Source organism: Brevundimonas sp. AAP58 (genome assembly GCF_001295975.1).
Lineage (GTDB): Bacteria > Pseudomonadota > Alphaproteobacteria > Caulobacterales > Caulobacteraceae > Brevundimonas.
Genome location: NZ_LJHU01000034.1, coordinates 1 through 11,767, shown reverse-complemented (window position 1 = coordinate 11,767; position 11,767 = coordinate 1). Strand labels below are relative to the sequence as shown.

General features: G+C 68.4%; 11 protein-coding genes. 7 read left to right on the top strand and 4 right to left on the bottom strand.

Annotated features, from left to right (window positions below; translation table 11 throughout):
• Positions 1-261: 261 nt before the first annotated feature.
• Positions 262-1,041: an enoyl-CoA hydratase-related protein gene (locus IP78_RS04925; RefSeq protein WP_054110595.1), complete on the bottom strand. Its 780-nt coding sequence runs from the start codon at positions 1,039-1,041 to the stop codon at positions 262-264.
• A 92-nt stretch (positions 1,042-1,133) separates the two neighbouring features.
• Between IP78_RS04925 and IP78_RS04920 the strand changes: the two genes are divergently transcribed.
• Positions 1,134-1,580, top strand: coding sequence for a DUF3598 family protein (locus IP78_RS04920; RefSeq protein ID WP_054110594.1), 447 nt, complete (start codon positions 1,134-1,136; stop codon positions 1,578-1,580).
• Positions 1,577-2,023: a hypothetical protein gene (locus IP78_RS04915; RefSeq protein WP_197272377.1), complete on the top strand. Its 447-nt coding sequence runs from the start codon at positions 1,577-1,579 to the stop codon at positions 2,021-2,023. Before IP78_RS04920 ends, IP78_RS04915 begins: the two co-directional genes overlap by 4 nt.
• Here IP78_RS04915 and IP78_RS04910 read toward each other — a convergent pair.
• The 3 genes from IP78_RS04910 to IP78_RS04900 form a co-directional block, all read right to left on the bottom strand.
• Entirely contained in the window at positions 2,020-2,994 is a 975-nt protein-coding gene (locus IP78_RS04910) for a chromophore lyase CpcT/CpeT (protein WP_054110592.1), read from the bottom strand. The genes IP78_RS04915 and IP78_RS04910 overlap by 4 nt on opposite strands.
• Positions 2,994-5,378, bottom strand: a complete 2,385-nt coding sequence (locus IP78_RS04905) for a TonB-dependent receptor (RefSeq protein WP_082384851.1) — start codon at positions 5,376-5,378, stop codon at positions 2,994-2,996. The genes IP78_RS04910 and IP78_RS04905 overlap by 1 nt, the downstream gene beginning before the upstream one ends.
• Positions 5,379-5,542: 164 nt before the next feature.
• Complete coding sequence (locus IP78_RS04900; protein WP_054110590.1) at positions 5,543-6,589, bottom strand: nitrilase-related carbon-nitrogen hydrolase; 1,047 nt, start codon at positions 6,587-6,589, stop codon at positions 5,543-5,545.
• 63 nt (positions 6,590-6,652) lie between these two features.
• On the opposite strand from IP78_RS04900, the gene IP78_RS04895 reads away from it, so the two are divergent.
• The 5 genes from IP78_RS04895 to IP78_RS04875 form a co-directional block, all read left to right on the top strand.
• Positions 6,653-7,441, top strand: coding sequence for a GntR family transcriptional regulator (locus IP78_RS04895; RefSeq protein ID WP_082384850.1), 789 nt, complete (start codon positions 6,653-6,655; stop codon positions 7,439-7,441).
• A 69-nt stretch (positions 7,442-7,510) separates the two neighbouring features.
• Positions 7,511-8,161, top strand: coding sequence for a hypothetical protein (locus IP78_RS04890; RefSeq protein WP_054110589.1), 651 nt, complete (start codon positions 7,511-7,513; stop codon positions 8,159-8,161).
• Positions 8,158-9,738 carry an FAD-binding oxidoreductase gene (locus IP78_RS04885; RefSeq protein WP_054110588.1) on the top strand — a complete coding sequence of 527 codons (1,581 nt, stop codon included), beginning with the start codon at positions 8,158-8,160 and terminating at the stop codon, positions 9,736-9,738. The genes IP78_RS04890 and IP78_RS04885 overlap by 4 nt, the downstream gene beginning before the upstream one ends.
• A complete protein-coding gene (locus IP78_RS04880; RefSeq protein ID WP_054110587.1) occupies positions 9,735-11,162 on the top strand; it encodes an aldehyde dehydrogenase family protein in 1,428 nt (475 codons plus the stop codon). Before IP78_RS04885 ends, IP78_RS04880 begins: the two co-directional genes overlap by 4 nt.
• Positions 11,159-11,767, top strand: a 609-nt coding sequence (locus IP78_RS04875) for a hypothetical protein (RefSeq protein ID WP_054110586.1), incomplete at its 3' end; no start/stop codon positions are given. The genes IP78_RS04880 and IP78_RS04875, both read left to right, overlap by 4 nt.

Sequence of the window (11,767 nt, the reverse complement as noted above, 5' to 3'; positions counted from 1 at the left end):
CGGCCGCGAATGCCGGCGTCCGAACCGGGCCCCCTCCGTCTCCTCCGCTTCGCTCCGGATCCACCTCCCCCAACGGGGGAGGATTTTGCGGCTACGTCCGATCCTGACGCACCGCTCGCCTACGCTGTCCCGATGACCCCATCAGTCGTCCCGAAGTGCACCATGTCCACTATGTGCACCCTGTTTTTCGCAGTGCGCTTCCGTGGATTTCAGACGTTTCAGACCATTCGCACTCTGTTTTCGCTCCGCGGCCCCTCGGCTTCACCGAAACGGAAACACCGGCTTCCTCTTCCCCAGGAACGCATCCCGCCCCTCGCGGAAGTCCTCGCCCTCGACCGCCTCGATCAGCCATCGCGCCGTCTCGGCCGTGTCCGCCGTCTCCCCATCGGCGATCAGCCCGACGATCGCCTTGGCCCGTCGCGCGGTCCACTGGCTGGCCGCCGCGATCTGGGCCGTCTTCTCCGCCACCGCCGCCTCCAGCGCGTCCGGCGCATGCAGCGCATCGACCAGCCCGATGGCCAGCGCTTCCTCCGCCCCGATCAGCCGCCCGGTGAACAGGATGTCCTTGGCCTTGGACAGCCCCACCGCCTGCACCAGTCGCCGGGTATCCGGCAGCGAATACACCAGCCCCAGCTTCCCCGGCGTCAGCGCCAGCCGCGCATCCGTCGCCGCGATCCGCAGGTCGCAGGCCAGCGCCAGCCCCAGCCCACCCCCGACGCAGGCCCCTTCGATCATGGCCACCGTCGGCTTCGCGAACGTCGCCAGCGACTCCATCGCCTCGCCGACCCGGTCGAAGTAGGCGCGGGTGCTGTCCGGCGTCGCATAGACGGTCTCGAACTCGCCGATGTCGGCTCCGGCGGCGAAGGTCCCGCCCGCCCCGCGCACGACCAACACCTTGGCCGCTGGGTCCGCCGCGATCTGCGCCAAAAGGCCGGGCAGGGCACTCCACATGGCGAGCGTCAGGGCGTTCTTCTTCTCGGGCCGGTTCAGGGTCAGGGTCGCCACATCGCCCGCGACCTCGACCTTCAGCGCGTCATCCATGTTCTGGTCCAAAAAGGGTTTCCCGCCCAAATGATCTAAGTCTATACCATTTGCCAAGGGCGGATCGCGCCGCCCCATCGAGGGAGCGAACGATGAGCGGAATCCGCGAAGGCATGCCGGTCCTGGCCCGCCACGCCGGCGAATGGGAAGGCGAATACATCCACGTCGATCCCGACAACAACCTGATCGACCGCCACCGCTCGCACCTCCAGTGCAAGTTACCCGACGACGGCCCCTACGCCTACTATCAGATCAACACCTACATCTGGGACGACGGCCGCAAGGAAGAGATCCACTTCCCCGCCACCTATCGCGACGGCCAGATCTGGTGGGACACCGATCGCATCGACGGCCGCGCCTGGGAAATCGACCCCCGCACCGTCTGCCTGACCTGGACCCGGAAGGACATGCCCGGCGCCTATCTCTACGAGATGATCCAGCTGTCCGAGGATGGCAATGATCGCGCCCGCACCTGGCACTGGTTCGAGAACGACAAGCTGTTCAAGCGCACTTGCATCACCGAGCGCCGGGTGAAGTGAACCCGCTGCATGAGCACATGCCGGCGCTGGTCCGCCACGCCGGCGTCTGGGAGGGGACCTATCGCACCGTCACGACCGACGGGATCGAGGTCGACCGCCACGCCTCGTGCATAGAGGTATCCTTCCCCGATGACGGTCCCTACGCCTACGTCCAGAAGAACCGCTTCACCTGGCCCGACGGCCGGGTGTTGGAGGCCGTGCATCCCGGCACCTATCGCGACGGCCGCCTGTGGTGGGACACGGGACTGATTCAGGGCTACGCTTGGCAGGGTGACGACCGCACCTGCATCCTGACGTGGGAGCGGACGGACACGCCCGGCGCCCATCTGTACGAACTGATCGTTCTGGCCCCGGACGGCCGGACCCGGGCGCGGACCTGGCACTGGTTCCGCGACGGGGAGTGTTACCAGCGGACCCTGATCGACGAGGTGAAGGTCGCCTAGCGCGAGCAGCTGCCTTGGATTGTGCGCAGATTGATCCCGATCCGCGTCGCGTCGGGGTTGGCCCAGGCGTAGCTGATGGCGGGCGCGCCGCGCTCGTCGTGGACATACAGCGTCAGGGCGTCGGCGTTCTGGCCTGTCGGCCAGCGCACATTTCGCATGCGGAAGCCGAAGGTCCGGGGCGTGGTCTCGTCGGTGGTGATCCAGACCTCGCCGCCCTGGTCGTGAATGGCCAGGTCGCGGGCGAAGAACCACCCCTCCTGTGGAGCCTGTCTGGGCACAGCGATCCAGCAGGTGAAGGCCGTGGCGCGGCGATACTGGACCGGGGCGTCGGGCTCGTCGGGATAGGCGTCGCGGCCGCGGGCGTCGCGGGCCGTTTCGGTCATCCACAGCTGGTCGGCCGACAGGGCGATGTCGGCACCGATGGTCAGCTCCGGACCGGAGCCGCCTTGGGAGCGAACCTTGCAGGCCCCGTCCTCGATCCAGCCGACGAACTGGTCGGCGTTCCGCCGCCACTGGGTTTCGCAGCCGGGATTGAAGCGCATTCCCTCCCGCGTGAGGGCGGCATGGTCCGCGTCGGCGGGCAGGCGGTCGCCGAGCGGCGTCAGCACATCCATGCGGATCGCCATCTTCGCGGGATCGACGGCCAAGGCGTAGAGGCGCTGGCGACCGAGGTCGGCGGGGTCATTGTTGCGGTATTCGTCCAGCCGCAAGACCAGCGGGCCAAGGCCGGGAGCGTCGATGCGGCGGATCGTGACGTGGCGGCGCGTTGGCGGGGCACCGTCGGGAAAGCCGAGTTCCTCGGCGAAACCGAACTGCTCGGCGTTGTCCCATGCGCCCTGAAGCATCTCGACCAGGCGGGGCAGGTCGCGTTCCAGGACCCCGACGGCCATCGGTGCGGGCGGCGGGTCGCCCGCCGCCGCCGACCCGGCGATCAGGGCCAGGCCGAGGGCGGCGGGCAGGACCGCTCTCATCAGAAGCGGGCGCTGAGCGTCACGCCATAGCTGGCGCCGGGCGACGCAGTGACGGCGAAGGCGCGGGGCCGATCACCCGACGGCGTCAGGGCCGCCGGGAAATCGACGTAGCGCAGCACGCCCTGCGGCGTGTCGTCGTCGGTGATGTTGCGACCCCAGAAGGCCAGACGCAGGTTGTCGTTCTGAACGCCCAGCTGCACGTCCAGCCGCGTCGCGGCCGGGATGGTGATGTTGTTATGCACCTGCTCGAAGAACGCGCCGCGATAGCTGACGTCGGCCGAGGCGAAGGGGGTCCAGCCGTTATCCAGCGCGTCGCCGTCCCAGCGGATGCCAGCGCTGGCCAGATGTTCCGACACCAGAGGCGGCCGCTTGCCCACGATGGAGCCGGCGTCACGGCAACCGGGTCGATCCAGGTTGATCGCGGTGCCGGTCTTGCACGCGGCGCCGAGCAGCAGGACCGCCTGATCGCCGTCAACGCCCTCTGTGATTTCGGCATCGAGGTAGGAGTAGGTGAAGCGCGCCGACAGGTTGTCGGTCAGGGAATAGGCCCCTTCCAGCTCAATGCCCTTCAGCTCGGACTCGCCGATGTTGGCGCGGAAGCTCTGCACCACCGTCAGCGCCTGGAAGGTGTTGGTCAGGACCTGGTCTTCGTAGATGTTCCAGAACAGCGAGGCGTTCAGGTAGTCGAAGCCGAACAGACGGGTCTTGGCGCCCACTTCGTAGTTGGTGAGGGTCTCTTCGTCGAATGTCGTGACAGGCGCGGCCGGATCGTTGAAGCCGCCCGGCGAGTTGCCCTGAGCATACTGGGCATACAGCGTCAGGTCCGACGACGGCTCCCAAGTGAGGGTGGCCCGGGGCAGGGTGTTGTCGAACTGGGCCGTGCGGGTCAGGGCCGTGCCGACCACGGCATTCGGGTTGGGGCTGCGCAGCGTCGCCAGATAGGCCGGGGTGAAATAGGTCGAGGCTGTGTAGGGCTGGTTGGTCGAGGTGACCTCATCCTCCTGATAGCGCAGCTCCAGGGCCAGGGTCAGCGTGTCGGTGAGGGCCAGGTCCACCCCGCCGAAGATGGCGCGGGTCTCGACCTCGTTGATGGCCCCGAGCGTGTCGAGGCCGACCTCGGTCGCCTCGAGGTACTCCGGCGAGGGAGTGTTCTTGTCGTTGGCCGAGTAGACGCCGATGTTCCAGGTCAGGAAGCCGCCGCCCGGGCTGGACAGCCGCAGTTCGTGGGTCTGGGTCTCCCGGTTCGAGCTGGAGGTGTCGTTGAATGGCGAGCGACCGCACAGGCGGTTGGCGATCGGCACGAAGGGGCAGCCGGCCCCGATCAGGAAGAAGTCGCGGTCGTCATAGGACTGGTCGTAGCCCGAGGCCTCATAGACGTCGTTCACGCCGCCGAGATAGGACAGGACATAACCCGAACCGGCGATGTTCCAGTTGGCATCGGCGATGAAGCGCTCGGCCTCGCGCTTGAGCCCGGGCAGCAGGAAGCGGTCGGTGTTCAGGGCAAACCGCGTCGGCGTCGGGATCTCGCCGCAGTAGTAGCTGCGGGTCGCCTGGAAGCAGTTGTTGAAGGTCGAGTTCTGCAGGGCCACGGCGAAGTGGCTGTCGCGATCCTCGGAACGGAAGTAGCGGATCGAGGCATCGAAGTCGGGGTGGGGATTGAAGAACAGCCCGCCATAGAGCCCCTGCGAGCTCTGGCTTCCGAGGTCTTCGCCGAGGCCGGCCTGGTTCCGATACTGACCGTCAACATCGTTCTGGGTCATGCCCAGCATGACTCCGACCCCGTCGAACAGGGGGCCGGAGATGACGCCCGACACCGAGAGACGATTGTCGGTCCCGGCTGTGTAGCTGACCCTGCCACTCCAGTCGTCGCCGGGACGGCGCGTGACGACGTTGATGGCGCCCGAAAGCGTTCCGCGACCGAACACCGCCGACTGGGGTCCGCGAATCACCTCGACGCGCTGGGCGGTGTCGAGGTCCAGCGTCGTGAAGTCGCCGAACCACGGGATGCCGTCGAGGAAGACACCGACCTTGCCGTCGGAGACCAGGATGTTCGAGGCGCCCCGGATGACCGGACGGTCGCCGTCGCGGCCAAACGCCTGCTGCAGCTGAACGCCGGGCGTGTAGCGAGCGATGTCGGAGAGGTCTTCGAGTTGGCGATTCTCGATCGTTTCCTCGGTGAAGGCCGAGACGGCGATCGGCACGTCCTGAAGAGATTCCTCACGACGACGCGCCGTGACGACGATGTCCTCGACGGTGGAGGCTTCGGGATCGCTGCTGGCGGCCTGCTGGGCCGATGCCGGCACGGCGGTCGAGGCCAGGGCCGCGAAGGCGACGCCCGCGAGAATGACGCTGCGCGTCCGGATCACACCGTGAGTATGCGACATTGGGTCCAGCCCCTCCGATTGGCCAAATGATATACTTATAGATCATTTGACTATGGACGACCGTCCGCGCGCGTCAACGCTGTAATGTAACGCCGCCGCACGGCAGGTCGCGTGTGCGCAGCGACCGTCACCATGACGACACGGTGACGGTTGTTCAGTTGGCGTCAGATCACGCCGGCGTCGGCCAGCTTGTCGATCACCGCCCTCTGGCGCTGGGCGTAGAAGGCCGGGGTCGGCACGGTCACGCCGCCGGAGCCGTCGAGCAGGGTGTTCCTTGGCTGGATGTCGACCCCCGCATAGGCCTGGCTCCAGAGGTGCATGGGCTGGCGCGACAGAATGTTGGGCATGCCCGGACGACGGCGGTAGCGGCGCAGATCGCCGACATCGATTTCCGCATAGCCTGCCATGCTCTCGCCGTAGCCGGCTTCCGCCAGCACGAGCCCGCGGAAATCAATGACCTTGGACGAGGCGTCGGTCGAGGCCTTGGGGATGGCGATGCCCTCTATGCCCGCCGAGTTGGCGCTGACGATATAGGCCAGGTTCTCGATGGCGCGGGCCTGCTTGGCGATGTTCTTGGGCGTGGGCAGGGCCGCGGCGATCTCGCTGGAGGAATGGACGAAGACCTCGGCGCCTCGGACGGCGTGGGCGCGGGCGATCTCCGGATAGAGGATTTCTTCTGAGGCGATGGCGGCGAGGCGGCCGATCTCGGTGTCGGCGACGGGGAAGACACCGTCCAAGCCATAGTGTGCGATGTAGTGGTCCCAGACGTCGTAGGGGCTGGGTCCAAACAGGGTCACAAGGCGGCGATAGCGAAGGACGACGTCTCCGGCCGGGGCAATGACAAAGCTGCACTGGAAGTAGAGGCCGGGGAAATGCTCGTCTGTCTCATAGGCGTTGCCGGCCAGGAAGACGTCATGGGCGCGCGCGACCTCGCCGAGCGCGCGGTACTCGGCACCGCCTGGTTCAAGGCAGGCCTTCGCCACCCAGACGGCCGTGGGTTCGCCCATCGGAAAGCCGGTCAGGAAGTACTCGGGCAGGACGACCAGCCGAACGTCCGGGCCGATGAAGCGTTTGGACGCCGCGATCTGCCCGCCGATCCGCCGAATGGTCTCGGCCATGCGCGGCCGACTGGCGCGGGCGTCGGCGTCGCCGTTGACGGCGAAGCAGGTCGTCTGCAAGGCGAGGGCGATATAGGGCGAAGGGTCGGACATTGCGCGCTCCGGGCGGATCGTCCTATGCGTAGCGCGGACTGAGTTGGTATAGGAATAGGTCTTTTGGCCGACGGCGCATCGGACATCCAGGCGGACGACGCGGGGCTGCTGAACGGGGCCCTGCCGACGCCGCTTTATCATCAGGTCTATCTGGTGCTGCGCGAGCGCATCCAGTCGGGCGTCTATGCCGACGGCCAGACCCTGCCGGGCGAGCAGGAGCTGGCCCGCGCCTTCGACGTGTCGCGCATCACGGTCAAGCGGGCGCTGAACGAGCTGGCGGCCAACAATCTGGTCTCGCGCCATCGCGGGCGGGGGACAATCGTGTCGACCGGCGGGGTGATCCCGCTGGTGTCGGGCTCCTTCGAGACGCTGATCTCGTCGCTGAAGTCGATGGGTCTGACGACCGAGGTCGAGCTGCTGGAGGTCGCCGACGAGCCTGCCGACGCTCTCGTCGCCGCGCGACTGAAGCTGGAATCGGGTGCCGTGGTTCAGAGGGCGGTTCGTCTGAGAAAGCTCCAGGGCGAGCCGTTTTCCTATCTGACGACCTATGTGCCGGCCGATATCGCGGCGCGCTACTCCATCGACGAGCTGCGCTCGACGCCCCTGCTGACCCTGCTGGAACGGGCCGGGGCAGGGGCGGTCGAGGCTGAGCAGTGGATCACGGCGGCGGCGGCCTCGCCGACCGTCTCGGCATGTCTGGACGTGCCCTCTGGCGCGCCGGTACTGAAGATCGAGCGCATCATGATCGGCGCAGACGCCCGGCCGGTGCAGATGATCGTCGGACATTATCGGCCCGACCGCTTCCAGTACCACATGACGTCCCAGAGGCAGGGGACCGAGGGCTGGACCTGACGCCCCTTTGGGCTTGCCAACCGGGCCACGAGCAAATGATATAGACTTATATCATTTGCGGACGATGCCTTGGCCGACGCGCTTCTCCTCCTGCTGCACGTCCTGATCCTCGTCTACTGGCTGGGGGGCGACCTCGGCGCGTTCGTGGCGTCGTTTCTGATCGCGGATCCGGCAAAGGACCGAGCGGCGCGGCTGGGCGCGGCGGGGCTGCTGGGCGATGTCGACATGGGGCCCAGGACGGCGCTGATCCTGGCCTTTCCCACCGGGTTCACGCTCGCGGTCACGCGGGGCTGGTTGGCGCTCGATCCGCTCTGGATGGTCGTGGCGTGGATCGCGGCACTCATCTGGCTCTCGATCGCGTGGCGCATCCATCTCAGCCACGCTGGACCCGCGTCGGGCCTGCGACGGTTCGATCTCGGCCTTCGCTGGATCGCTGCGGTGGCGCTTGGCGCGGGCGGAGCGGCGGGTCTCGCGGGCGGGACGAGTTGGCCGCTGTTTCTGAACCTCAAGCTGCTGATCCTGGCGGGGTGTGTCCTAACCGGCCTGCTGGTACGCCGCCTGACCGCCGACCTCGGCCCGGCGCTTGGCGCGCTGGCGGCGGGGCAGGCGGACGCGGATGCCCGCATCGCCCGGTCGCTGGCGGTCACCCGACCTGCCGTCCTCCTCATCTGGCTGCTGCTGCTGGCGGCGGCTCTTCTCGGTTTGTGGAAGCCCCAATGAGCCCTGCCGACGACCTGTCCCGCCCGTCCGCCGCCGACGCCCTGAGAGCCGCGCTCGGTCCCGACGTCGTCTCGACCGATCCGGCGCTGCTGGAACTGTATGGCCAGGACATCTGGAAGATCGGCCGCCGCCCCGTCGCCATCCTGCGCCCCGCCGATACCGCCGGGCTGGCCAGGGCGCTGGCCGAGACCGCCCGCCTGAACCTGCCCGTCGCCCCCCGCGGCGGGGGCATGAGCTATACGGGCGGCTATGCGTCGGACGCCGGACCCGTCGCCCTGATCGATCTGTCGCGCATGGACCGGGTGCTGCACATCGATGCGGAGGCCATGACGGTGACCGTGGAGGCCGGCTGCACCTGGAAAACCCTTTGGGAGACGCTGAAGCCTGAGGGGCTGCGCACGCCGTTCTGGGGGCCGCTGTCGGGCGTGTCGTCCACCATCGGCGGGGGCCTGTCCCAGCTCAACGCGGTGTTCGGCGCGGGCCACTGGGGCACGACATCGGAGAGCGTGGTGGGGCTGACGGTGGCGCTGGCTGACGGGCGGCTGGTCTCGACGGGCGCGCGGCGAAAGGCTGACGGTCGCGCCTTCTATCGCCACTATGGCCCCGACCTGACCGGCCTGTTCTGCGGCGACTGCGGAGCCTTGGGCGTCAAGGCCGAGATCACACTGCGCCTGATGAGAGCCCCGGCGCACGAGGCCCACGGCTCCTTCGCCTTCGAAACGGCGGACCAGGCGCTGGCGGCCACGGCAGAGATCAGCCGCGCGGGCGTCGCCGCCGACATGTTCGGCTTCGACCCGGCGCTCTCGGCCATGCGGCTGAAGCGGGCGTCGCTGGTGCAGGGAGTCAAGGCGCTCGGCGCCATGGCGACATCGGGCGGTCTAAAGGGCATCGCAGCCGCCGCCCGCACGGCCGTCGCCGGTCGCGGCTTCCTCGGGGCGGACGACTGGTCGATCCACCTGACGGCCGAGGCCCGCTCCGCCGCCGGGGCCGACGCCGATCTGGCCGAGGCGCGCCGCATCTGCCTAGGCGTCGGAGGGCGGGAGGTCGAGGCGTCCATTCCCCGAGTCGTCCGCGCCAGCCCCTTCACCCCGCTGAACAATGTGCTCGGCCCCGACGGCGAGCGGTGGGTGCCTGTTCACGGCCTGGTCGCCTTGCAGGATGGACCTGCAGCCTATGGTGCCATCATGCACCGGTTCGAGGCGCTGAGGCCCCGGTTCGACGCCGGCAAGGTCCAGACCGGCATTATGCTGACCGCGCTCTCGACCAACGCCTTGTTGATCGAGCCCGTCTTCGTCTGGCCCGAGGAACGCCGCGCCCTGCACGAAGCCACGCTCGAACCGCATGTCCTGTCCAAGCTGCCCCGCCACGGCGAGAACTCCGAGGTCACCGCCCTGGTCGCCGAGGCCCGCGCGGCCGCCATCGACGCCTTCACCGAGATCGGCGCCGCCCATTTCCAGATCGGCCGGACCTATCCCTGGCTCGACAGCCTGGACGAGGGCGCGCGTCGCCTGATCCAAGCGATCAAGGCCGAGCTCGATCCGACCCACCGCATGAACCCCGGCGTGCTGGGTCTATGAGGGAGTTCACCGCCCGCAATCCGAGGACCGGCGACCACGACTGGCGCGGTCAGGCGCTCGACCCGCCCGAGGTGGCGGAAGTCGCCGCCCGCCTGCGCGCCGCCCAAGTCGCGTGGGAGGGCAGGGGGGCGGCGTCCCGGCTGGAGGTCTTGCGCGCCTTTGGCCAGTCCCTGCGCCGCCACGCCGGGCCCATCGGCGCAGCCTTGGAAGCCGACACCGGCCGCCGCCGTATCGCCCGGCTGGAGATCGACAGCGTCGTCACCTCCATCGAGGCCTGGGCTCGCGTCATTGCCGCCGATGCTCCGCCGGAGTGGATCCAGGGTCGGGGCCTGCCGAGCGTGCGTCACACCGCCGCCTGGAAGGCCTATCCTCTGGTCGGGGTCGTCAGTCCTTGGAACTTCCCCTTGCTACTCTGCATGATCGATGCGGTGCCGGCGCTGCTGGCCGGGTGCGCCGTTCTGATGAAGCCGTCGGAGGTCACGCCCCGCTTCATCGCCCCGGTCATGGCCGCCGTGGCCGAGGTGCCCGAGCTGGCCGCCGTTTTCGCCCTCATCCCCGGCGACGGCGCGACCGGACAGGCGGTGGTCGACGCCGCCGACTGCGTCTGTTTCACCGGCTCGGTCGCGACGGGGCGCAAGGTCGCCGTCCAGGCCGCTGGTCGCTTGATCCCCGCCTACCTCGAACTCGGCGGCAAGGACCCGCTGATCGTGCTGGAGGGCGCCGATCTGGAGGCCGCCACCGACGCGGCGCTGCGCGGCTCGGTCCTGTCCACCGGCCAGGCTTGCCAGTCGATCGAGCGCATCTATGTCGCCCGGCCGATCCACGACGCCTTCCTCACCCGTCTGGTCGAGAAGGCCGCCGCCGCCCGCCTCAACTGGCCCGACATCACCGCCGGAGAGATCGGCCCCATCATCTTCGACCGCCAGGCCGACATCCTGTCCGCCCAGATCGCCGATGCCCGCGAGAAGGGCGCCCGCGTCCTGACCGGCGGCGAGATCGAGACCCATGGCGGCGGCCGCTGGCTGCGTCCCACGGTTCTGTCCGGCGTGACCCCCGACATGGCCGTCCTGCGCGACGAGACCTTCGGCCCCATCCTGCCGGTCGTCGCTTTCGACACGATCGATGAGGCCGTGGCCCTGGCCAACGACGGCGAATACGGCCTGTCCGGCGCCGTCTTCGCCGCCACGCTGGAGCAGGCCGAGGCCGTCGGCCGGCTGCTGGAGGCGGGGGCCATCAGTCTGAACGACGCGGCCCTGACATCGATCTTCTACGAGGCCGCCAAACAGGGCTTCAAGGCCTCAGGCCTCGGTCCGTCCCGCATGGGCGAGGACGGCTATCGCCGATTCCTGCGTCGCCAGGCCCTGATCGCCAACACCGCCCGGCCCCTGCCGCTGGGGGCCTTTTCCGAAGAGGGTTCGACGTGAAGCACCGCTCCATCACCGGCACCATTCTCTACACGTCCAAGAAGCCCGAGCGCCTGGACCAGCCGCGCGGCATCGAGCACTTCCGTTTCACCCACCACACAGACGGCAAGGTCACGCTGCGGGCCCACTGCGAGATCGAGGATCCTCACCCGACGGTGCTGCGAGATATCGTCTATTCGCTGGACGAGCATAAGCGGCCGATGGACTGCCATGTCCGGCTAACCGTCGACGACCGCTTCATGGGCTCGGGCTGGTTCCGCTTCACCGAAGACGCGGTCGAGTGCGAAAGCTACGGCCCCGCGATCGGGCGACTATCCCAGCGCGTGCCGTTGAATGGCCTCATCGACGGCATGGGCACCCACCCGGTGGTAGCCGACGGATACCTGCTGGCCCTGTCGGATTGGGCGGACGGCGAGAAACGCAAGCTGCGCGTGATGCTGCCCAGCCCGGACCATCGCGGGGCGACGCCGCCGATGATCTCGGAGGTCAACATCGACGTGCTGTTCCTGGGCCGCGAGACCGTGACGGTGAAGGCCGGGACGTTCCCCGCCAAGCACTTCCAGTTCATCGACGACGGCACGGCGGGGATGGGTGGCCAGCACCCG